This window comes from Micromonospora sp. NBRC 101691 (assembly GCF_030269285.1).
Taxonomy (GTDB): Bacteria; Actinomycetota; Actinomycetes; order Mycobacteriales; family Micromonosporaceae; genus Micromonospora; species Micromonospora echinospora.
Genome location: NZ_BSTB01000002.1, coordinates 96,354 through 119,605 on the forward strand (window position 1 = coordinate 96,354; position 23,252 = coordinate 119,605).

The following is a 23,252-nucleotide window of genomic DNA, read 5'->3' on the forward strand; positions in this document are numbered from 1 at the left end:
TACGGCCGACTCGTGGCGGATCGTGCGATCCGAAAGTTTCTCTTGGTAATCGTTCCGTGACGCAGGTCACCGGAAATCGGTCGGGGTCGTTTTTACGGCCTTGAGAGAAAGCGTCTCCTGACGCAGAGTGCTCACGCACGTGCCGCACCTGGCGCATGCCCCTCGCGGTCTTTCCGCGCCTTCCCTTTCGTCTTCGCGCCTGGTGGGAGTCGACGCGTATGCGTGGTATCGGTGTGCGGTCCGGGCTGTGGCACGGCCGGCGGACCCCGACGGAGCCAGGTCACGGTCGGCGGCGTCGCGCCCGCACGGCACTGCTGGGGTTCCTCTCGGCGACCCTGGTCGCCACGATGGTGCCCGCCGAGGCGTGGGCGATCCCCGGCTCCGGCATGAGCCGCGAGCAGGTCGCCATCGACCTGCCGGACCTGCCGGAGAGCGAGCGGGTCGAGCGGGACGACAGCAGCGAGACGGACCTGACCACCGCCGACGAGGTCCCGGTCGACCCGTACGAACCCCAGGCCGTCCAGCCCTGGCAGCAGGACAGCGGCGCCGTGGACCTCACCGGCACCGCGCCGGGCGCCACGAAGCCGGTCGACGACCTGCCGGTCGCCCTCGGCGTGCCGGTCGGTGGGGACCCCGCCGCCCTGGCCGGCACCTGGACCGTCGACCTCGCCGCTCCCGAGGCGTCCCAGGCCGCCCGGGTGCCGGGGCTGATCATGAAGATCACGCCGCCGGCCACCGCCGACCCGGACGCCGAGGTCGCCCTCGCCGTCGACTACACGTCCTTCGCCGACATGTACGGCCCGCAGGCCGCCGACCGCTTCGGCGTCATGCTGCTGCCCGACTGCGTCTACGACTCGCCCGACACCGGCGACTGCGCCACCACCGGCGGTGCCGCACCGGCGTCGACCGACGCGGCCACCGCCCGGGTGACCAGCGAGGTGGAGCTGGTGCCCGCCGCCAAGGCGCCCACCCGCAACGAGGCGGCCGAGGACGAGCCGACCCGCCGCGTCGTCACCGGCACCGTGCCCGTCGGGGAACTCCTCGAACCGGTGGCGGCCCGCAACACGACCGCGTCGACCGGCGCGAACGTCGTCGGTGTCCTGGACACCGGAGCGTCGGCGTCCGGCGACTTCACCGCCACCCCGCTGCTCTCCTCGGGCTCCTGGGCGGCGGGCGCCTCCTCCGGCGCGTTCACCTACTCGTACCAGATCCAGGTCCCGGAGACCGCCGGCGGTCTCATGCCGAAGGTGGCCCTGTCGTACTCCTCGCAGTCGATGGACGGCCGTACCTCCGCCACCAACAACCAGGCCTCCTGGATCGGCGACGGCTGGGACTACAGCGCGGGCGCGATCACCCGCAGCTACGCCAACTGCCGGCAGGACTCGAAGAAGTCCGGCTCGAACAACGCCACCCACCGCACCGCCGACCTCTGCTGGGGCTCGGACAACGCCACCCTCTCCCTCGCCGGTATGACCACCGAGCTGGTCTGGGACGAGGACAAGGAGGCCTGGTTCACCGCGAACGGCGACGGCTCCAAGGTGGAGCTGCTGAAGGACACCAGCCTCAACAACGGCGACGCGGACGGCGAGTACTGGGTCGTCACCACCCGCGACGGCACCCGCTACCACTTCGGCCGGCACCGGCTGCCCGGCTGGTCCGACAACGGCACCGCCGCCGACGACCCGGTGACCAACTCCGTCCTCACCGTGCCGGTCTACGGCAACCACGTGAACGAGCCCTGCTACCAGGCGAACGACTGGGCCGGCTCGCACTGCACCCAGGCCTGGCGCTGGTCCCTGGACTACGTCGAGGACGTCCACGGCAACGCGATGACCCTCTGGTGGGGCCGCGAGACGAACTACTACGCCCGGAACTTCAACTTCAAGGACCCGGTCTCCTACCACCGGGGCGGCTACCTCGACCGGATCGACTACGGGCTGCGCACGGACGCCATCTTCTCCGGCACCGCGAAGGCCCGGGTCAACTTCGTCGTGGCGGAACGCTGCTTCGACGAGGGCAGCGTCACCTGCTCCGAGGCGAACTTCACCAGCACCGACCCGAGCAAGTTCCGCATCTGGTACGACACCCCCGCCGACCTGCGCTGCGCGGCGAACACGAAGTGCTGGAACGCGTCGCCGTCCTTCTTCACCCGCAAGCGGCTCGACAAGATCAGCACGTCGGCGCTGCGGCGGACCGACACCAGCGCCCGCCAGGTGGTGGACGAGTACCAGCTCAAGCAGTCGTTCCCGGTCCTCAAGACCGGCCCGAACACGGCGCTCTGGCTGGAGTCGATCACCCGGACCGGCTACGGGCGCAACGGCACCACCGACGCGAAGGTCACCCTCAACCCGGTGCGCTTCGAGTCCAACTCCGAGGACATGCCGAACCGCGTCAAGCGGGACAACCGGCCCGGGTTCTCCCGGTTGCGCATCGCCCGCGTCATCAACGAGTACGGCGGCGAGACGGTCGTCACCTACAAGGCGCCCACGGGTGACTGCAAGACCGGCACCGGCCTGCCCGCCAAGACCGACACCGCCGCGCTCAAGGCCAACGACCGGCTGTGCTACCCGGCCTTCTGGCACCCCGACGCGGCGGTCGAGGAGATCGACTGGTTCCACAAGTACGTCGTCGACTCCATCGAGGAACTGCCCAACGTGGACGGCGCGTTCAGCACCGTCACCCGGTACGCGTACGAGAACCCCGGCTGGCGTCTCGCCGAGCAGGAGTTCACCAAGAAGTCGACCCGCACGTACTCCCAGTTCGCCGGCTTCGCCCAGACCGCCGTGCTCACCGGCTCGGACGACCCGGACATCGGCAGCAGGCGCACCAAGTCGGTGACCCGCTACTTCCGGGGCATGGGCGACACGGTGTCGGTGAAGGACATCACCAACGTCGAGATCGCCAAGGACCGGGAGGCCTTCGCCGGCCGGGTCGCCGAGGAGCTGACGTACACCAGCGCGGACGACGAGGACGAGGACTGGCTCACCCGCAGCGTCACGTACCCGGAGGTCCTCGAACTGGCCCGGCGCGACCGGGAGGACGGCCTGAGCCCGCTGCGGGCCTGGCGGGTCACCGAACCCCGGCAGGTGGCCTGGTCCCGGTCGTCCGGCACCGGCGACGACGACCGCACCCTGCGCGCCGTCGAGACGCGGACCACCTACGAGGCCGACTACGGCCTGCCCACGTACATCGAGTCCCTCGGCGACACCGGGAAGACCGGCGACGAGTCGTGCACCTTCGCCGAGTACCACCACCGCCTCGACAAGAACATCATCGGTCTGACCCGGCAGGTGCGGACCAGCCCGACGAGCTGCGAGAACGCCAACTTCGACGCGCTGACGACGCTGAGCTCCGGTGGCCGGGTCGCCTACGACGGCACCGCGTACGGCACCGCGCTGGGCGCCACCACCCGGGGACTGGCCACCGCGACCTGGTCGCTCAAGGCCGACGGTTCCGGGTTCCAGGCGGACGGCAGCACCGGCTTCGACGCGATCGGCCGGGTGGTGTCGAAGACCGACCCGGACGGCAAGATCTCCACGATCACCTACGGGGCCGCGTCGAACGGCCAGACCTTCACCGTCACCGAGGCGAACTCGCTCGGACACCAGCAGGTCCGTGAGCTGGAGCCGGGGCGGGCGGTCTCGCTGAAGACCACCGACCTGAACAACCGGGTCAGCGAGGCGAAGTACGACCCGATGGGCCGCCTGGTCGAGGCCTGGGGCGCCGGCCGTACCCCGTCGTCCTCGGCCGTCCCGGACTTCCGGGCCGAGTACGCCACCCCCGCCGGCAAGCCGCCGTACGTCACCACCTTCACCCGGGGACACGAGAACCGGATCCAGACCTCGGTCACCCTCTACGACGGGCTGGGCCGGGAACGGCAGTCCCAGGCGGAGGCGACCGGCGGCGGCCGGCTGATCAGCGACACCTTCTACAACAGCTCCGGCGAGGTGTGGAAGACCAACAACGCCTACTTCGCCGCAGGTTCGCCCGTCGGCGAGCTGTTCACACCGCTCACCGCCGACGAGACCGAGGTGCCCAATCCTCCGGTCGTGCCCAACGCCACCCGATACACCTACGACGGGCTGGGCCGCGTCACCCAGGAGCTGCCGATCCTGCACGGTGAGGCCGAGGTGGCACGGGCCACCAGCTACACCTACGGCACCGACCACTCCACCGTGGTCAACCCGGCGGGCGCGTCCTCGTACCGGCTGTTCACCGACGCCCTGGGCCGGACCAGCCGGGTGGACACCTTCACCGACGCCGCCCGCACCGCGTTCACCTCGATGCGCTACGAGTACGACGCGCGCGGCCAGTTGGCGAAGGCCACCCACTCGGCCGACCCCACCCGTCCGTGGACCTGGACCTACGACCAGCGCGGCCGGACGACGACCGCGACCGACCCGGACTCCGGCACCACCGGAACCACGTACGACCACCGGGACCGGCGGCTCACCACCACCAACGCCCGCGCCGTCACGGTCTGGAACGGCTACGACGAGCTCTCCCGCCCGACCCAGCAGCGGCTCGGTAACAGCACCGGCGCGCTCCTGGCCCAGTTCACCTACGACACGGTCAGCGGCGGCAAGGGCCTGCCGGCCACCGCCACCCGGTACACCGACGGCCTGGCGTACACCCAGTCGATCGGCGGCTACACCGACGACTACCAGCCGACGTCGACCACCCTCACGCTGCCGCAGTCGATCGCGAACACCTGGGGGTTGCCGACCTCCTACACGTACGAGCACACGTACACCGACACCGGGCTGACCGAGTCGACCACCCTGCCCGCCGTCGGCAACCTGCCGTCGGAGAAGATCCTGGTCCGCTACACCAAGGACGGCCTGCCGCTGTCGGTGTCCGGCAAGGACTGGTACGGCTCGGAGACGACCTACTCGCCGTACGGGCAGGTGCTGCGCTCGACCCTCGGCGCGCAGCCGTACCGGGTGTGGACGACGGCCACGTACGACGAGGCCAGTGGCGCCCTCACCGACCAGCAGGTGCACCGCGAGCAGACCGGCGACAAGGCCATCGTCGCCAACAACCTCGTCTCGCACCGCTCCTACTGGTACGACGCCGCCGGCAACGTCACCGCGATCCGCGAGCGTTCCCTCGGCATCGAGGAGCGCCAGTGCTTCACGTACGACCCGCTCGGCCAGCTGAAGAAGGCGTGGACCGCCAAGGACCAGGGATCCTGCCTGGCCGGGCCGATCAGCGGGGACGGCACCGTGAACGCGGGCGCCGGCACCGACGGCTCGGGCTACTGGCAGGAGTACGAGTACGACCTGCTCGGCAACCGCTCGGAGCTGGTGGAGAAGGACCTCGGCGGCGACACCGCCAAGGACGCCACCACCACCTACACCTACGGCAAGACCGACGGCAGCCAGCCGCGCACGCTGACCAAGGTGACCAAGAACTACGTCACCCCGGCGGGCGCCGCGATCACCGCCGAGGCGGAGCGGCTGTACGAGCTGACCGGCGAGACGAAGTCCGTCACCTCGCTCCAGAACGGCGACCAGCAGACGCTGACCTGGACGTACGACGGCCAGGTCGAGCGGATCGTCGGTGCGGGCGGAAAGGGCAAGACCGCGTACGTCGGTCTCGCCAACAAGTGCATCGACCTCAGTCAGGGCCTCGCCCAGGCGGGTCAGCCGATCCAGCTCTACACGTGCAACGGCACCCCCGCCCAGAAGTGGACCTTCGCACCGGCCCCGAACCAGACCAACGCCAACCTGGGCACCCTGGCCGTGCACGAGAGCTGGTGCGTCCAGCCGGCCGCCAACACCGCCGGTTCGGCCTTCGGTGTGCAGAAGTGCAACGGCGCGGCCGGCCAGCAGGTGGAGCGGCTCTCCACCGGCCAGCTCAAGCACACCGCCTCCGGCCTGTGCATCGCGGTCAAGGACGCCAACTCGGCCAACTCCACGCCGATCGTCCTGGCGGCCTGTTCCGGCACCGCCCCCGCCCAGCTGTGGGAGGCGCAGAACGAGACCCGGCACATCTACGGGCCGGGCGGCAGCCGCCTGCTGACCATCCAGGACCGGCAGGCCACCCTCAACCTGGGCGAGTCCCAGCTGACCGTGCAGCAGGGCGGCGTGCTGGTGAACACCCAGCGCACCTACGCCGCCCCCGGCGGCGCGATGCTGCGCTACGCCCACGCCACCGCATCGCCCACGCTGGTCGCCCTCGCCGGTGACCACCAGGGCAGCCCGTACGCCGAGGTCGGCAGTTACGGTGCCATGCCGGTCCGGATCCGTAAGCAGGATCCGTTCGGCAACCAGCGGGGTACCGCCGCGCTCGCCGGCAACATGCAGACCAACGCCGGATTCCTCGGCGCGGTCCGCGACGACGCCTCCGGCTACACCCCGCTCGGTGCGCGTCTGTACGACCCGGTCGTCGGCCGGTTCCTCTCCGCCGACCCGATCCTCGACCTGGCCGACCCGCTCCAGTCGAACGGGTACGCCTACGCGCACAACAACCCGGTGACGCACTCGGACCCGACCGGTCTGTCGGTGACGCTGACCGCGTCGGAGACGGCGGCGGCTCTGGCTGGCGCGGGCCTGTCGGCGGCCATGGTCGCCCAGGCGCAGGCCAACATGGGCCGCTCGCTGATGTCGGTGGTCCTGGATTCCGCCTGGTACGTGCTCAAGGAGTTCATCGGCATCAACGACGCCATGAACTGCTTCGGCGGCGACATGTGGGCGTGCGGCAGCCTGATCCTCGGGGCGATCCCGTGGACCAAGGTCGCCAAGATCCCGGCAGTCCTGAAGGCGGTCAACCGGACGATCTCGGCGATCCAGGCGTGGCAGGCGGCGAAGAAGGCGGCCGAGGCCGTGCTGGCCGCCGCCAAGGCGGCGGAGGCCGCGGCGCTCAACGCCAAGAAGCTGGCGATCGAACGGGCGAAGAAGGCCGCGCAGGCAGCCAAGAAGAAGGCCGCCGAGAAGGCCAACACGACCAGCAACAAGGCCGTCAACAACACCAAGAAGACCGGTAACCCGACCCAGAAGGAAGCCCAGTCCAAGTCCAACCCGAAGGGCTCATCCGCCAGCTCGTCCAGTGCCGGAAAGTCCGGCGGTGGTGGAGGCAAGACGACCGGGAAGTCCGGCGGTTCATCCGGGGCCTCGACCCGTAGCAGCGGCGGCTCCAGTGGCGGTTCCTGCAAGACGGACGGCAACAGCTTCGTCCCGGGCACCAGGGTCGTCATGGCCGACGGCTCCACGAAGCCGATCGAGGAGGTGAAGCCGGGCGACAAGGTCCTGGCCACCGACCCCGAGACGGGCCAGACCGAGGTCGAGACCGTCAGCGCGACGATCAAGGGCGACGGTGTCAAGCACCTGGTGAAGGTCACCATCGACACCGACGGCGGAGAGGGCTCGGCGACCGCCGAGGTCACCGCGACCGACGGCCACCCGTTCTGGGTGCCGGAACTGGGGGAGTGGGTCGACGCGACCGACCTTCAGTCAGGTCAGTGGCTGCAGACCAGCGCGGGAACCTTTGTCCAGATCACGTCAGTCGAGCGACAGACCACCCGTGCCGCCGTCCACAACCTCACCGTCGCCAACACCCACACCTACTATGTGGTGGCCAGCAACACGCCGGTACTCGTACACAACTGCGGTCTTTCGAACAACCGACCGGAGGCGATGCAGCGCATCGAGATGGATACAGCTGCAAAGCGCGGGGTTAGCCCTGTCACCCTTGGTGAGGGTGCTGGCATGGAGGGCTTGCGGGCGGCGCTCGGGGGTGCGAGCGATTTCAAATGGGGTGTGACCATGAGCGGAGAGCTGAAGGTGATGCCGGCTTATGCTGGCGGTGGTGCGGGTGAATGGCCGAGAGCGGAGATTGCGCACACCGTTCTGGCTGGAGTGGGCGGCAAGCTGAAGGCGGCAGGTTCGGGAACGTTTATGGATGGATTTCCGGCCTTCATCACAAATCAAAGTGGACATTTCCTTCCAGGGGCAGAAACTCTTCCTATAGGTGAGGCTGCCTTCGGCAGGGCTGGAGTCGATGTAATCGCAACGATATTCGAGCCGTAGGGCGTTGCGATGCATGATTTGATTCCTTCGGCCGAAGAAATCAACCAGATTGTCTCCGCGACCTCGATGCGGCGGATCCTTGCCCGCAGGGACCTGCCTGACAGCCGGAAGTGGTGGACGGCGGTAGTCTCCGTGTGCACGTCAGGTTTGGCGACGGCTGAATCTGGCGCACCGGACGCGGAAGCCTGGGGACAGCTTTTGTTGGATGCGCTGAACAGGTCCGTTGAGAGGGGCGCCCTTGCCCCAGAGGATGTCGTGCATCGACGGCTGATGGCATGCGCCGCGGGATTGAAGTACTTTGGTGTTCGAGAGGGTGACGTCCTTAGGGATCCAGATAGCATAGTTCGCCGTGCTATTGCCGATCTCGGTGGCTCGGCAGAGCAGTTGGTGATCCAGTACAGAGAGTTCGCTGCGACCGGCACTCATGAGGACCTCGAACCGCAGGTCGCGTATGGGAGGGCGAAGTGGTTGAGTTCTGTCCGACTGACGCTTGAGACTCTGCCGGACGTGGTGCGATTCATGGATCACGGCCCGTTGCGAGACGAGGCTTTGCGATGGTGTGGGGCTGCGAGGTTGTTGTTCGGTGCTCCACCTGTTCAGTAAGGGGTTTGAGTGGGCCTTTGGCGGCACGCGACGCCCGTGCCGTCGAACCTGAGTTCGGTCACCGGCTTACGGTGCGACGGTGGGCAGCGCCCTGACCTGGTGCATTAGGTGCTGGTGGGGTGTTTCTGAGGCACTGAATTGGTCCCCTACGCTCGGGTTCGTGTGTAGAACAGGTCGCGGAAGACGATGTGCCGCACCCTGACCCGCGCCCACGCGGGCGGCTCGTGACCAGATCGCGCGGCTGCGCTCAGGCCACGCCCTGAACAGCGGCGATGACAGCCTGTGCTTGTGCGATGTGGCCACGTTGTACTTCGAGGCGAACAAGGAGGACGACCTGCGCAAGAAGAAGACGAGGGCAGCCCAGAGGAGGCGGGTGGACGCCGAGGGCTGAGGCTCCCGACGGGCGTCTCGCGCCGTTGGGGAAGAATGACCGGGTGACTTCTCCCCGGAGCCTCGTCCTGCTCGGTTCCACCGGTTCCATCGGCACCCAGGCCATCGACATCGTGCGACGCAACCCGGACCGGTTCCGGGTGGTCGCGCTCGGCGCGGGCGGTGGCAACGTCGCGCTGCTCGCCGCCCAGGCGCTCGAACTGGGCGTCGAGGCGGTCGGGGTGGCCAAGGCGTCCGCCGCCCAGGATCTCCAGCTCGCGTTCTACGCCGAGGCGAGCCGGCGCGGGTACGCCACCGGCGACTTCCGGATCCCCAAGATCGTGGCCGGGCCGGACGCGATGACCGAGCTGGCGCAGTGGCCCTGCGACGTCGTGCTCAACGGGGTGGTGGGCTCGCTCGGGCTCGCGCCGACCCTGGCCGCGCTGCGCGCCGGGCGTACGCTCGCGCTCGCCAACAAGGAGTCCCTCGTCGCCGGCGGCCCCCTGGTGAAGGCCGCTGTCACACGGCCGGGGCAGATCGTTCCGGTGGATTCCGAGCACTCGGCGCTGGCCCAGTGCCTGCGGTCCGGCACGCGGAGCGAGGTGCGGCGGCTGGTCGTCACCGCCAGCGGCGGCCCGTTCCGGGGCCGACGGCGCGACGAGTTGACGCAGGTCACGCCGGAGCAGGCGCTCGCCCACCCGACCTGGAACATGGGGCCGGTCGTCACCATCAACTCGGCGACGATGGTCAACAAGGCGTTGGAGGTGATCGAGGCGCACGAGCTGTTCGACGTGCCGTACGCCGACATCACCGTGATGGTGCACCCGCAATCGGTGATCCACTCGATGGTCGAGTTCGTCGACGGCTCGACGATCGCCCAGGCCAGCCCGCCGGACATGCGACTGCCGATCGCGCTCGGCATCGGCTGGCCGGACCGGGTGCCGGACGCCGCGTCGGCGGTCGACTGGACGACCGCGCACACCTGGGAGTTCACCCCGCTGGACGACGAGGCGTTCCCGGCGGTCCGGCTGGCCAAGGCGGCCGGCGAGACGGGGCGCTGCCGTCCGGCCGTCTACAACGCGGCGAACGAGGAGTGCGTGGCCGCCTTCGTCGCCGGTCGGCTGCCCTTCCTGGGCATCGTCGACACCCTGGAGCGGGTGCTGGAGGAGGCTCCCGACTTCGACGAACCAGGTACCGTCGAGGACGTGCTCGGCGCGGAGTCCTGGGCGCGCGCGCACGCGCAGCAGATCATCGCGGCGTCGGTGGAAGGAGCTTGATGGCGTACCTGCTCGGGGTGGTCCTGTTCGCGCTGGCCATCCTCGTCTCGGTCAGCCTGCACGAAGCGGGGCACATGGCCACCGCCAAGGCGTTCGGGATGAAGGTCACCCGTTACTTCGTCGGCTTCGGCCCCACGCTCTGGTCCTTCAAGCGGGGCGAGACCGAGTACGGCATCAAGGGCATCCCGCTCGGTGGCTTCTGCAAGATCGTCGGAATGACCCCGCAGGACGACGACGTCGACCCGGCCGACGAGCCGCGGGCGATGTGGCGGTACCCGGTCTGGAAGCGGACCATCGTGATGAGCGCCGGGTCGGCCACCCACTTCGCGCTCGCCGTCGTCGCCCTCTGGCTGGCGGCCGTCTTCATGGGCCTGCCGAACCCGGACTTCCCGACCACCGAGGAGCAGGCCCGCCAGGAGCCGGCGGTGATCGCGCTCGGCGAGTGCGTGGTGCCGGAGAACACCGTCCGCGAGTGCACCCCGGCCGACCCGGCCAGCCCGGCGGCGCAGGCCCAGCTGCGCAACGGCGACCGGATCACCTCGCTCAACGGCACCCCGATCGACAACTACGGGCAGCTGCTCGTCGCGCTGCGGGCCACCGCCCCGGGCAGCGCCGCCGAGATCGGCTACGTCCGCGACGGCCAGCCGGCCACTACCCGGGCCACCCTCGCCACCACCCAGCGCCCGCCGCTGGACGACGCGGAGGGCCCGGTCGGTCCGGTCGCCGCGCTCGGCGTCGGCCTGCGTCCCAGCACCCCGAACATGGTCACCTACGGTCCGGTCGACGCGTTCGGGGCGACCGCCGAATACACCGGCAACATGGCCGTCGGCACGTACGAGGCGATGAAGCGCATCCCGGAGAAGGTGCCCGCCCTCTGGGACGCGATCACCGGCGGCGAGCGGGACGTGGACACCCCGATCAGCGTGGTCGGCGCGAGCCGGCTCGGCGGCGAGGCGGTCGCCAACGATGCCTGGGAACTCTTCGTCCTGCTCTTCATCTCGCTGAACTTCTTCGTCGGCGTGTTCAACCTGCTGCCGTTGCTGCCGCTGGACGGCGGCCACATCGCCATCGCCTGGTTCGAACGCGTCCGTTCCTGGCTCTACGCCGTGTTCGGCAAGGCCGACCCCGGCCGTGTCGACTACCTCAAGCTCATGCCCGTCACGTACGCGGTGATCCTGGTCGGTGGCGTGTTCACGCTGCTGACCATCACGGCGGACGTCGTCAACCCGATCACGCTCTTCTCAAGGTGAGTATCTGAAGTGACCGCTGTCAGTCTCGGTATGCCCGTCGTGCCGCCCCCGGCGCTGGCGCCCCGCCGCCACAGCCGCCAGATCATGGTCGGTTCGGTGCCGGTCGGCGGCGGCGCGCCGGTCTCCGTCCAGTCGATGACCACCACCCTCACCTCCGACGTCAACGCCACGTTGCAGCAGATCGCCGAGCTGACCGCGTCCGGCTGCCAGATCGTCCGGGTGGCGGTGCCCAGCCAGGACGACGTGGAGGCGCTGCCGGCCATCGCGAAGAAGTCGAAGATCCCGGTGATCGCCGACATCCACTTCCAGCCGAAGTACGTCTTCGCGGCGATCGACGCCGGCTGCGCGGCGGTCCGGGTCAACCCGGGCAACATCCGCCAGTTCGACGACAAGGTCAAGGAGATCGCCAAGGCGGCCGGCGACGCGGGCGTGCCGATCCGGATCGGCGTGAACGCCGGCTCGCTGGACAAGCGCCTCCTCGCCAAGTACGGCAAGGCCACCGCCGAGGCGCTGGTCGAGTCGGCGCTCTGGGAGTGCTCGCTCTTCGAGGAGCACGGCTTCCGGGACATCAAGATCTCGGTCAAGCACAACGACCCGGTGGTGATGATCCGGGCGTACCGGCAGCTCGCCGAGCGGTGTGACTACCCGCTGCACCTGGGCGTGACCGAGGCCGGTCCGGCGTTCCAGGGCACCATCAAGTCGGCGGTGGCCTTCGGCGCGCTGCTCGCCGAGGGGATCGGCGACACCATCCGGGTCTCGCTCTCCGCCCCGCCGGTCGAGGAGATCAAGGTCGGCAACCAGATCCTGGAGTCACTCGGCCTGCGCGAGCGCGGCCTGGAGATCGTCTCCTGCCCGTCCTGCGGGCGTGCCCAGGTCGACGTCTACAAGCTCGCCGAGGAGGTCACCGCCGGCCTGGAGGGGCTGCCGGTGCCGCTGCGGGTGGCCGTGATGGGCTGCGTCGTCAACGGCCCGGGGGAGGCGCGTGAGGCCGACCTCGGTGTCGCCTCCGGCAACGGCAAGGGCCAGATCTTCGTCAAGGGCAAGGTCGTCAAGACGGTGCCCGAGGCGCAGATCGTGGAGACCCTGATCGAGGAGGCCCTGCGGATCGCCGACGAGATGGGCGCGGAACTGCCGGACGACCTCCGCGACCTGGTCGGCGGCGCGACGGTCACCGTCCACTGAACCGCGCCCGAACGTGTGACGGCCCGGCGGCCCACCGCCGTCGGGCCGTCGCACGTCCCGGCGGGCTCGCCACTCGACCGGCGCGACGGCGTTCACATCTGGCAGGCTGGTATCCGTGCTGACGGTGCCGGTGCGGCAGTTGGGCGAGTCGGAGCGCCGTGCGGTCGAGCGGCTGCTCGACCGCGACCCCTACGCGGGGGCGCAGGTGGCCGAGCGGGTCGCCGCGCGCGGGCTGGCCTGGTGGCGGGCGGAGGGGCGGATCCTCGGGTACGGTCCACGCCGGCACCTCGAGTCGCTCTGCTGGCTGGGCGGCAACCTGACCCCGGTGCTGGCCGACCAGTCCGCCGTCGCCGCCTTCGCCGACCTGCTCTGTGGCGAGGAACGGATCTGCTCGTCGATCGTCGGGCGGGCGGACGCCGTCCTCGGCCTGTGGGACCGGCTCGCCCCGTGCTGGGGGCCGGCCCGGGACGTCCGCCCCAACCAGCCCCTGCTCGCCACGGACGCGCTGCCCGGCGTACCGGTCGACCGGGAGGTCCGGCAGGTCCGGGCCGGCGAGATCGACGTGCTCTTCCCGGCGGCGGTGGCGATGTACACCGAGGAGGTCGGGGTGTCGCCCCTGGTCGACGACGGTGGTCGCAGCTACCGGCGGCGGGTGACCGAACTGGTCCGCGCCGGTCGGGCGTACGCCCGGTTCGTCGACGGCCAGGTGGTGTTCAAGGCCGAACTGGCCGTGGTGACCCCGCGCACCGCCCAGGTCCAGGGGGTCTGGGTCGACCCGCAGTGGCGGGGACGGGGGATCGCCACGGCGGCGATGGCGGCCGTGGTGCGCCACGCCCTGCTGCGGGTCGCGCCGACGGTGAGCCTGTACGTCAACGACTTCAACCTGCCCGCGCGCCGGGTGTACCAGCGGTGCGGTTTCCGGCCCGTCGGCACCCTCGCCACCGTGTTGTTCTGAGCCGAACCCGACCTCTGCCGGTGGCGTAAATGCGTTGAGCCGTCGCCCGCCGCCGGAGAGGCTGGACGTTCCGCCACCCGGGACCGGAGGATTTCCTTCCATGCGTCTGCTCCGCGACCTGTGGGTCACCTCGCCCCGCCGGGTGACGTTCGTGGCCGTCCTCATCGTGCTCGGCGCCGCCGGACAGGCTGCTGCCGCCGCCCTGGCCGGGCCGGTGCTGGTGCACCGTTCCGGTCTGCTCTTCGTGGTGCTGGCCGCCGCGCTGGTCACCGTCGTCCTCGCCGACCTGGTGATCAACCTGGTGATGGCGGGGCTCACCGCCGACTGGACGGCGGACGTGCGGCGGCGGCTGTGCCGGGTCGCGTTCGGTCAGGACCTGCCGACCCTGGAGGGCACCCCGGTCGGCGAGCTGCTCGACCGGATCGACGGTGACGTCTACCAGGTCGGCGCGGAGGTGCGCCACGTCGGCGTCCGGCTGACCCAGGCGCTGGCCACCGGGGTGCTCTCCACCCTGGTCGCCCTGTTCGTCTGGTGGCCGGCCGGGATCGGCATGCTGGTGCTGACCTTTCTGCTGGTGTTCCTGCTGCGCGGCCCGACCTCGCGGATCGCCCCGGCCCGGATGGCCGAGGAGGAGGCCTGGTCCGACCTGGCCGCGGTGCTGGAGGAGGCCATCCACGGCCAGGACGACGTCCGCACCACCCTGGCCCGGCCGTACGTGCTGAAGCTCTTCGCCCAGCGGGCGTCCCAGGTGCTGCGCAAGGGCGAACGGGTGTGGAAACTCACCGCCCAGGTCAGCACCGCGGCGACCGTGGTCACCCGGTTCGGCATCGCCGCCGTGGTCCTCGCCGGCGGCTGGGCCCTGGTCACCGGTCGCGTGGACGGCGCCCGGCTGACCGCCATCTGGTTGCTCGTGCTCGGGTTCGGCGGGACCGTCGAGCAGGTCACCCGGATGGTGCCGCAGCTCCAGGCCGCCCTCGGCGCGTGGGCCCGGGTGCAGCTGCTCGCCGACGCCCGGCAGGAGCCGACCGGAGGGTCGGCACCGGCCCCGGGCCGGCTGGAGATCCGGGGTCTGACGTTCCGCTACCCGACCAGCGAGGGCGCCCGTGGGCCGGCCCTGCGCGACGTGCGCCTGACCTTCGTGCCCGGGCGGTCGTACGCGGTGGTCGGGCGCACCGGATCGGGCAAGTCGACGCTGGCCAAGGTGCTGTCCCGCGCCGTGGACCTGCCCCGGGGGACGGTCCTCCTGGCCGGTACGGACCTGCTCGACCTGGACGTCGAGCAGCTGCGCCGGTTCGTCGCCGTGGTGCCCCAACGCACCGAGATCCTCGCCGGCACGCTCGCCGAGAACGTCGCGCTCTTCGACCCGGACCTGCTCGACGCCGCCGGCCGGGCCCTGCACGAGCTGGGCCTGGACGCCTGGGTCGCGGAGCTGCCGGCGGGCGTGCACACCCGGCTGGGCGAGGGCGGGTACGTCCTCTCCGCCGGCCAGGAGCAGCTCGTCGCGTTCGCCCGGATCCTGGTCCGCGACCCGCACGTGGTGATCCTCGACGAGGCGACCGCCCGGCTCGACCCGGTCACCGAGGCCCGGGTGCAGCGGGCCACCGAACGCCTGCTCACCGACCGGATCGGCATCGTCATCGCGCACCGGCTGTCCTCGGTCCGCCGCTGCGACGAGGTGGTGGTGCTGGCCGACGGCGCGGTGGTGGAGGCCGGGCCGCTGCACGAGTCGGAGCGCTTCGCCCGGCTGCTCGCCGCGAGCCACACCAGCGCGTACGACGATCCGCTGGGCTCGACCGGCGGCGGCGAACGGGTGCTGGTTCCGGCCGGGGGTGGCCGGGACAGCCGCAGCGACCCGACGGCCGACGGGAGCGCGTCCGCCGGTCGGGAGGAGTCGTCCCGGTCGGCAGTGGCCGTGGCGGAACGCCCGACGCCGGCCGGCGCGGCCGTGCCGACCGCCGACGCGCCACCGGAGCCCGCGACCCCGCCGGCCCGGACCGTACGGGAGATCCTCCGCCTGGCCGTCAACGACGGCCGGTACGGCATGTTCGCGCTGGTGCTGTTCACCCTCGCCTCGATCCTCGGGCTGGACGGCGCGGTGCTGCCCTGGCTCTGGGCGGGCGTGGTGGACGACGTCGGCACGATCTGGCTGCCGGCCGTCGGCATCGTCGCCGCGCTCCTGGTCACCCTGCCGGTGCCCTACCTGACCAACCTGTGGTTCCCGCAGTGGTGGGTCCGGCAGAGCCTGCGGATCAGCGCCCGGCTGCTGTACGGGCAGACCGGCGCGCGCCGGGTCAGCGGACACACCCCCGCCGAGGTGGTGGCCCAGGGCGGCGACACCGAACGGGTGGTGCAGCTCGCCGACAACGTGATGGACAACGCCACCAGCCTCGTCCTCGTGGTGGCGATGACGGCGGTCTCCGGCAGCGTCGTACCGGGACTGTTCTTCCTCGGCACGATGGTGGTCTCGGCGCTCGCGGCCACGCTGTTCGGGCCCCGCCTGGAGCGCTCCGCGCGGGCCACCGTGGCGGCTCGGGCGGCCTTCGCCACCGCCCTGGTGTCGTCGCTGTCGGCGGCCCGGACGGTGAAGCTCGCCGGGGCCACCGGCCCGGTGCTCGACCACCTCTCCACGCTGGACACCGTCCGCAGCGACCGGCAGCGGCGGGAGATCAGGGTGCAGGTGTGGTCCCGCTCGACCCCCTCGGTGGTGAGCGGGTTGCTGCCGGTCGGCGCGTGGGCGCTCTTCCTCGCCGGTGGGCTGTCGTCGGGCGCGACCCTGGTCGCCGTCTCCACCCTGGGCGCGGCCCGCTGGTTCGCCTGGACCACCGCGTCGCTGATCGCCCAGTACCCGTCGGCCCGGGTGTGGACGAAACGGACGGTGGCGATGACCGGCATGGCGGCGTACTCGACGGCGGTGCCCGGACTCGACCTCTCCGCCGGCACCGCGCCCGCGCCGGAACCGGCCCCCCGGCACCCGCTGCGCGAGCTGACGCTCACCGGCTTCTCGGCGGTGCACGAGGACGGCACGGTCGCGGTCCGCGACGTCGACCTGACCGTGGAACGCGGCCAACTCGTGCTGGTCGTCGGGCCGGTCGGCGCGGGCAAGTCGTCGCTGCTGCGGGCGCTGGCCGGCATCGTGCACCACACCGGCCGCCTGGCCTGGAACGGGGACCCGGTGACCGAGCCGGAGCTGTTCCTGCGACCCAACCAGGTGGGCTACGTCAGCCAGCTGCCCCGGGTGCTCTCCGGCACCGTGGTCGACAACATCACCCTCGGACACCACGTGGACGCCACCAGCGCGGTCTCCACCGCGCAGCTCGACCACGACCTGGCGGCGGCCGGCGCCGGGCTCGGCCTGGTGATCGGACACAAGGGGACCCGGCTCTCCGGCGGGCAGTTGCAGCGCCTGGCGCTGGCCCGTGCGCTGGCGCCCCGTACCGAGTTGTTGATCGCCGACGACGTCTCCTCCGCCCTGGACGTCACCACCGAGTTGGCGCTCTGGTCGGCGCTGCGGGCCTCCGGGGTGACGGTGGTCGGGTCGACGTCCAAACGGGCGGCCCTGCTCCAGGCCGACCACGTGGTGGTGCTGGTCGGCGGGGAGGTGGTCGCCCAGGGGCCCTGGCACGACCTGGCCGACCGGTGGTCCCACCTGGCCGGCTGACCCACCCGGTGCCGGCCCCGTCCGTGGTGGGGTCCGGCAACGGTCGGGCGGCCGGGCCCCGCACCGGTCGGGTGGCGGAGTCCAGCACCGGTCGGGGCTGTCGTCGGGGCGACGGTCAGAAGGCGCGGGCGTAGGGGGCGGGCCATTCCGGGTCGGCGCCGAGCTTCGCCGCCGCCCGGCGCGGCCAGTACGGGTCGCGCAGCAGTTCCCGGCCCAGCAGCACCAGGTCGGCCTCACCCTCGGCGACGATCCGCTCCGCCTGCTCCGGCTCCACGATCAGGCCGACCGCGCCGGTGGGCACGACCGCGTCGCGGCGGACCCGGGCGGCCAGCGGCACCTGGTAACCCGGCCCGACCGGGATCCGGGCGTCCGCCGCGGCCCCACCGGAGGAACAGTCGACCAGGTCCACCCCGGCGGCAGCCAGTTCCCCGGCCAGCACCACGCTGTCGTCGACCGTCCAGCCCCCGTCGACCCAGTCGGTGGCGGAGATCCGGGCCAGGACGGCGACGTCCTCGCCGACCGCCGCGCGTACCGCACGGGCCACCTCGACGGTGAGGCGCATCCGGCTGGCCCGGTCACCGCCGTACCCGTCGGTGCGGTGGTTGGTCAGCGGGGAGAGGAACTCGTGCAGCAGGTACCCGTGTGCCGCGTGGACCTCCACGGCGGCGAAGCCGGCGTCCACGGCCCGCGCCGCCGCCACGCCGAACGCCTCGACCACCGCCTCGATGCCGGCGGTGTCCAGGGCGGTGGGGGTCCGGTACCCGGGCACGAAGGGCTCCGCGCCGGGGCCGACCGGCGTCCAGCCGCCGTCGGCGTCCGGGACCCCACCGCGCTGTGCCGCCCAGGGCCGGTACGTGGACGCCTTGAACCCGGCGTGCGCGAGCTGGACGGCCGGCACCGAGCCCTGCCGGGTGAGGAACTCGGTGATCGGTCGCCACGCGTCGACCTGCACGCCGGACCAGATGCCGGTGTCCTGCGGGCTGATCCGGCCCTCCGGCACCACGGCGGTGGCCTCGGTCAGCACCAGACCCGCGCCGCCCACCGCACGGGCCCCGAGGTGCACCCGGTGCCAGTCGTTCGGCCGGCCGTCGGCGTCGGCCCGGTACTGACACATCGGGGCCAGGCCGATGCGGTTGGGCAGCGTGACCCCACGCAGCGGCAGAGGGGTGAAGAGAGCGCTCATCTCGGTTCCTCTCGGGGATGTGGCTGCGGCCTGTGTGGTTGCAGGGGACCCCTGCTACGCGAAAAGCGGTAGGAAGGGTCCCCTGCAACCAAGATCACGCCGGGGTCGGCGCGAGGTCGTCGGCAGGGCGGTCGACAGTCGGCCGGGTGGGGTGGCCGGGGTCGGTGGCGTCCCGACGACCGGCGTGCCGGCGCCCGGCGGAGTCGTACGCCTCCCGGTCGAGGATGCCCTCCCGGGCGGCGACGACCGTCGGCACCAGCGCCTGCCCGGCCACGTTGGTGGCGGTGCGGATCATGTCCAGGATCGGGTCGATGGCGAGCAGCAGACCCACCCCGGCCAGCGGCAGGCCGAGCGTGCTCAGGGTCAGGGTCAGCATCACGATCGCGCCGGTCAGGCCGGCGGTCGCCGCCGAGCCGACCACCGAGACGAAGGCGATCAGCAGGTAGTCGGTGACGGAGAGGTCCACGCCGAAGACCTGGGCCACGAAGATCGCGGCCAGCGCCGGGTAGATCGCCGCGCAACCGTCCATCTTGGTGGTCGCGCCGAACGGTACGGCGAAGGACGCGTACTCGCGGGGCACCCCGAGGCGTTCGACGGAACGCTGGGTCACCGGCATCGTGCCGACCGAGGACCGGGAGACGAAGGCGAGTTGCACGGCCGGCCAGGCGCCGGCGTAGAAGCGCAGCGGGTTGAGCCGGCCGGCGGCGACCAGCACCAGCGGGTACACCACGAACAGGACGATCGCGGAGCCGACGTAGACGGCGGTGGTGAAGCGGGCGAGCGGGGCGAGCAGATCCCAGCCGTACGAGGCGACCGCGTTGCCGATCAGACCGAGGGTGCCGAGCGGGGCGAGCCGGATCACCCACCAGAGGGCCTTCTGCACGATCTCCAGCAGCGCCCGGTTGACCGCCACGAACGGCTCGGCGGGCGGGCCGACCAGCATCGCCGCCGCCCCGACGACCAGGGCGAGGAAGACGATCTGGAGAACGTTGCCCTCGACGAACGCGCCGACCGGGTTGGTCGGGACGATCCCGGTGAGGAAGTCGGTCCAGGAACCGGTCCGCTCCGGGGCGGTCGCCCCGGCGGTGTCCAGGGTGACGCCCCGGCCGGGGTTGGTGAGGAGGCCGAGGCCGATGCCGACGCCGACCGCGACCAGGGCGGTGACGCCGAACCAGAGCAGGGTCCGCAGCGCCAGCCGGGCGGCGTTGGCGACGCCGCGCAGGCTCACCACGCTGACCACGATGGCGGTGAAGACCAGCGGCGGTACGGCCAGCTTGAGCAACTGGACGAAGAGGCCGCCGACGGTGTCGAGGGTGCTGGTCAACCAGCTGAGGTCGTTGGCGCGGGCCACGAAGCCGAGCAGTACGCCGACGACGAGGCCGAGCAGGATCTGGAGCGAGAAGGGGAATTTGCGCAGGAAGGTAGGCACAGGACGTCCAAGGGGTCTGGAAAGGGCGACGGCGTCTAGGGGAGCAGTCGCGCCGGACAGACACCGCTGGCCTGCCGTCGAAGGTCGACGTACAGGCGGACGGTGAGGTGCCAGACGTTGGTCATCGCCTGGTGACGATACGCCGGCTGTCACCGCGCCGAAAGGAGCTGTCTCGGTGAGGCTCCTTACACACCTGGTGTGCCGCCCGGGCCCGGGGTGTGTGCAGGGGACCCCTCCTCGGCAAAAAGCGGTAACAGGGGACCCCTGCTACCGCCCGGCGGCTGCCGCGCCACGGCTACCGCCCGGCGGCTACCGGCCGGTCGGGCGGCCGGGCAGGCTGAGCAGGACGGCGGTGGCCAGCCCCCAGCCGACGGTCTCCGCCAGCAGCAGCCGCTCCAGCATGCCGACCAGCGCACTCCGCCCCACGAACAGCATCGCCAGCCCCACGGCGGCGGCCAGCGGCAGCGCGACCAGCGCGCCGACGGCGGCCACCCGGCGTACCCGCAGGCCGGCGGCGGAGCACAGGGCGACCGCCACCATCGCGAAGACCACTGCGGCCACTGCGGCGATACTCGCTCCGCCGTGCACCAGGTCGGCCGTGGTGGCCCGTTCGAACGGGGGCAGCGGGCAGCCGTCGCTGCACGTCACGGCTCCGGAGAGCAGGGTGCAGGCGCTTCCGGCGACCAGCAGCGCGGCGGCTGGCCGGGCCGCCGCCGGCAGCGCCACGGCAAGCAGCAGCAGACCGGCGGCGAGGGCGAACACGCCGGCCCGGTACGTCGGGGCGTACCCGCTGTCGGTGACGCCCGCCTCGCTGACGTACCCGGTGAGACCCGGACCGGGGCCGGCGACCACGGCGACCACGACCGCGACCGCGCCGCCGAGCACACCGGCGGCCGCGCCGGCCGCCGCGCCCCGGCGGGTGAGTTCGGTCACGCCCGGTCGGGTGCGGCAGGGCGGAGGGTCCGGGGGCCGGGCGGCGCGGGTACGTCCCCGGCGGTGGTCTCGGTGCGGCCCATGCCGGCCAATCTAGTCCGTCCCGGCAGTCGGTCCCGCTCACCGCTCCGGCGGTCTCCGGTCCCGCTCACCGCTCCGGCGGTCTCCGGCACCGGTTCCGGTGGCCGATATCCTGGCCGGGTGCCGCCGTGACCCGTTCGGCACCGCCCCCGCCCCTTCCCACCCCCGAAGGACAGCAGCGATGAGCGTGGCATACCTGGTGGCCGGAGTCCGCACCCCGATCGGCCGGTACGCCGGCGCCCTCGCCGGGGTCCGCCCCGACGACCTCGCCGCGCACGTGATCCGCGAGCTGGTCGCCCGCCATCGGACGGTGGACTGGGAGCGGGTGGACGACGTCGTCCTCGGCTGCGCCAACCAGGCCGGGGAGGACAACCGGAACGTGGCCCGGATGGCGGCGCTCCTCGGCGGTCTGCCGGAGACCGTTCCCGGCAGCACCGTGAACCGGCTCTGCGGCTCGGGTCTCGACGCGCTCGCCACCGCCGCCCGCGCGGTGGTCGCCGGTGAGGCCGAACTGGTGGTCGCCGGCGGGGTGGAGAGCATGAGCCGGGCGCCGTTCGTCATGCCGAAGGCGACCACCCCGTACTCCCGCGCCGCCGAGGTGTACGACACCACGATCGGGTGGCGGCTGGTCAACCCGCTGATGGAGAAGCAGTGGGGCATCGACTCGATGCCGGAGACGGCGGAGAACGTGGCCGCCGAGTTCGGCGTCGAGCGGGCCGAGCAGGACGCCTTCGCGTTCCGCTCCCAGCAGCGCGCCGCGAAGGCCCAGGCGAACGGGCGGCTCGCCGAGGAGATCGTGCCGGTGACCGTCCCGGAGGGACGTCGGGGCACCCGGCTGGTCGACACCGACGAGCACCCCCGGGAGACGTCCCTGGAGAAGCTGGCCGCCCTGCCCACCCCGTTCCGGGAGGGGGGCACGGTGACCGCCGGGAACTCCTCCGGGGTCAACGACGGCGCGGTGGCGCTGCTGGTGGCCGGTGAGGCGGCCGTCGCCCGGTACGGACTGACCCCGCTGGCCCGCGTCGTCGGCGCCGCGGCGGCCGGAGTGCCGCCCCGGACCATGGGCATCGGACCGGTGCCGGCCACCCACCGGCTGCTCGACCGGCTCGGCCTCCGGCTGACCGACGTGGACGTCGTCGAGCTGAACGAGGCGTTCGCCGCGCAGTCCGTCGCGGTCCTGCGCGAGCTGGGCCTGCCCACCGACGCCGACCACGTCAACCCGAACGGCGGGGCGATCGCGCTCGGTCACCCGCTGGGCGCCAGCGGGGCCCGGCTCGCGCTGACCGCCGCGCTGGAGCTGCGGCACCGGGGTGCCCGGCGTGCGCTGGCCACCATGTGCGTCGGGGTCGGTCAGGGGATCTCGCTGATCCTGGAGTCAGCGGCCTAGAGTGGGCACACCACACGACCTGCGGGTCTGTCGGTGGCCACCCGAGTCGTGGACGGTGGTTCGCCGGCGACCCACGGCCACGGACTGGGGTGGACGATGCAGCAGCCGGACGGAACGCCCGCCGGGATCGACCTGAGCCGCCCGAGCGCGGCCCGGGTGTACGACTACTTCCTCGGCGGCGCCCACAACTTCGAGGTCGACCGGCAGCTCGCCGAGCAGATCGCGGCCATGACCCCGAACCTGCCCGCCACCATGCGGGCCGGACGGGAGTTCCTGCGTCGGGCGGTGCGGGTGCTGCTCGACGCCGGCATCGACCAGTTCCTGGACATCGGCTCCGGCATCCCGACCGTGGGCAACGTGCACGAGGTCGCCCAGGCCGCGAACCCGGCGGCCCGGGTGCTCTACGTGGACATCGACCCGGTGGCGGTGGCACACAGCCGGGAACTGCTCGCCGGCAACGAGCGGGCCGGGGTGCTCCACGCCGACCTGCGCGAACCGGAGCGGATCCTCGCCGAGGCCCGCGCCTCCGGTCTGGTCGACCTCGACCGTCCGGTGGGCATCCTCCTGGCCGGGGTGGTGCACTTCGTCCCGGACGCGGACCGCCCGGCCGAGCTCCTGGCCACCCTGCGGGCCGCCGCCGCGCCCGGCAGCTTCCTGGTCGTCTCGCACTCCACCTTCGAGGACCAGCCGCCGGAGATGCTGGACGCGCAGCGGCTCTCGTCGCGCACCGACACGGAGATCACCCTGCGGTCGCGGGTCGAGGTCGCCGCGTTCTTCGGTGACTGGACGATCCTCGACCCCGGGGTGGTGCACATGCCGCTGTGGCGGCCCGACTCGCCGTCGGACGTGGACGGGCGCCCGGAGCGGTTCGGCGCGTTCGGCGCGGTCGCCCGGAACGACCGTACCGCCGGCTAG

11 protein-coding genes and 1 pseudogene are annotated in these 23,252 nt (G+C 71.8%); 9 read left to right on the forward strand and 3 right to left on the reverse strand.

Going from position 1 to position 23,252, the window contains the following annotated elements; all coding sequences use genetic code 11:
* Positions 1–218 precede the first annotated feature (218 nt).
* The 7 genes and pseudogenes from QSK20_RS04510 to QSK20_RS04535 all read left to right on the forward strand — a co-directional run bounded on the left by QSK20_RS04510 (position 219) and on the right by QSK20_RS04535 (position 17,324).
* Positions 219–8,030, forward strand: coding sequence for a polymorphic toxin-type HINT domain-containing protein (locus QSK20_RS04510; protein ID WP_285787282.1), 7,812 nt, complete (start codon positions 219–221; stop codon positions 8,028–8,030).
* A gap of 777 nt (positions 8,031–8,807) precedes the next feature.
* Positions 8,808–9,018 (forward strand): annotated as a pseudogene (locus QSK20_RS32225) (IS1634 family transposase); the annotation flags it as partial.
* A gap of 49 nt (positions 9,019–9,067) precedes the next feature.
* Complete coding sequence (dxr, locus tag QSK20_RS04515) at positions 9,068–10,279, forward strand: 1-deoxy-D-xylulose-5-phosphate reductoisomerase (protein ID WP_285787283.1); 1,212 nt, start codon at positions 9,068–9,070, stop codon at positions 10,277–10,279.
* Positions 10,279–11,529, forward strand: coding sequence for a M50 family metallopeptidase (locus tag QSK20_RS04520; protein WP_285787284.1), 1,251 nt, complete (start codon positions 10,279–10,281; stop codon positions 11,527–11,529). The genes dxr and QSK20_RS04520 overlap by 1 nt, the downstream gene beginning before the upstream one ends.
* 9 nt (positions 11,530–11,538) lie before the next feature.
* Positions 11,539–12,711, forward strand: coding sequence for a flavodoxin-dependent (E)-4-hydroxy-3-methylbut-2-enyl-diphosphate synthase (gene ispG, locus QSK20_RS04525; protein ID WP_285787285.1), 1,173 nt, complete (start codon positions 11,539–11,541; stop codon positions 12,709–12,711).
* Positions 12,712–12,826: 115 nt separating this feature from the next.
* Entirely contained in the window at positions 12,827–13,666 is an 840-nt protein-coding gene (locus QSK20_RS04530; protein ID WP_285787286.1) for a GNAT family N-acetyltransferase, read from the forward strand.
* Positions 13,667–13,766: 100 nt separating this feature from the next.
* Positions 13,767–17,324: an ATP-binding cassette domain-containing protein gene (locus tag QSK20_RS04535; RefSeq protein WP_285787287.1), complete on the forward strand. Its 3,558-nt coding sequence runs from the start codon at positions 13,767–13,769 to the stop codon at positions 17,322–17,324.
* Between the two features lie 115 nt (positions 17,325–17,439).
* On the opposite strand, the gene QSK20_RS04540 is transcribed toward QSK20_RS04535, so the two are convergent.
* The 3 genes from QSK20_RS04540 to QSK20_RS04550 all read right to left on the reverse strand — a co-directional run bounded on the left by QSK20_RS04540 (position 17,440) and on the right by QSK20_RS04550 (position 20,869).
* On the reverse strand, positions 17,440–18,507 hold the full coding sequence (locus tag QSK20_RS04540; RefSeq protein WP_285787288.1) for an NADH:flavin oxidoreductase/NADH oxidase: 1,068 nt from the start codon (positions 18,505–18,507) through the stop codon (positions 17,440–17,442).
* Positions 18,508–18,601: 94 nt separating this feature from the next.
* Positions 18,602–19,924, reverse strand: coding sequence for a dicarboxylate/amino acid:cation symporter (locus QSK20_RS04545; RefSeq protein WP_285787657.1), 1,323 nt, complete (start codon positions 19,922–19,924; stop codon positions 18,602–18,604).
* Between the two features lie 321 nt (positions 19,925–20,245).
* The gene (locus QSK20_RS04550) at positions 20,246–20,869 is read right to left on the reverse strand and encodes a DUF998 domain-containing protein (RefSeq protein WP_285787289.1); all 624 of its coding nucleotides are present in this window, start codon (positions 20,867–20,869) and stop codon (positions 20,246–20,248) included.
* 262 nt (positions 20,870–21,131) lie between these two features.
* Between QSK20_RS04550 and pcaF the strand changes: the two genes are divergently transcribed.
* Together pcaF and QSK20_RS04560 are read left to right on the forward strand one after the other, a co-directional pair.
* The gene (gene pcaF / locus QSK20_RS04555; protein ID WP_285787290.1) at positions 21,132–22,337 is read left to right on the forward strand and encodes a 3-oxoadipyl-CoA thiolase; all 1,206 of its coding nucleotides are present in this window, start codon (positions 21,132–21,134) and stop codon (positions 22,335–22,337) included.
* A 96-nt stretch (positions 22,338–22,433) separates the two neighbouring features.
* Positions 22,434–23,252, forward strand: coding sequence for an SAM-dependent methyltransferase (locus QSK20_RS04560; protein ID WP_285787291.1), 819 nt, complete (start codon positions 22,434–22,436; stop codon positions 23,250–23,252).

Bases quoted from the DNA above. Each gene is read 5' to 3' on its own strand.
- QSK20_RS04560 (WP_285787291.1), top strand. From the start codon at position 22,434: ATGCAGCAGCCGGACGGAACGCCCGCCGGGATCGACCTGAGCCGCCCG.
- QSK20_RS04540 (WP_285787288.1), bottom strand. From the start codon at position 18,507: ATGAGCGCTCTCTTCACCCCTCTGCCGCTGCGTGGGGTCACGCTGCCC.
- pcaF (WP_285787290.1), top strand. From the start codon at position 21,132: ATGAGCGTGGCATACCTGGTGGCCGGAGTCCGCACCCCGATCGGCCGG.
- QSK20_RS04520 (WP_285787284.1), top strand. From the start codon at position 10,279: ATGGCGTACCTGCTCGGGGTGGTCCTGTTCGCGCTGGCCATCCTCGTC.
- QSK20_RS04510 (WP_285787282.1), top strand. From the start codon at position 219: ATGCGTGGTATCGGTGTGCGGTCCGGGCTGTGGCACGGCCGGCGGACC.
- QSK20_RS04535 (WP_285787287.1), top strand. From the start codon at position 13,767: ATGCGTCTGCTCCGCGACCTGTGGGTCACCTCGCCCCGCCGGGTGACG.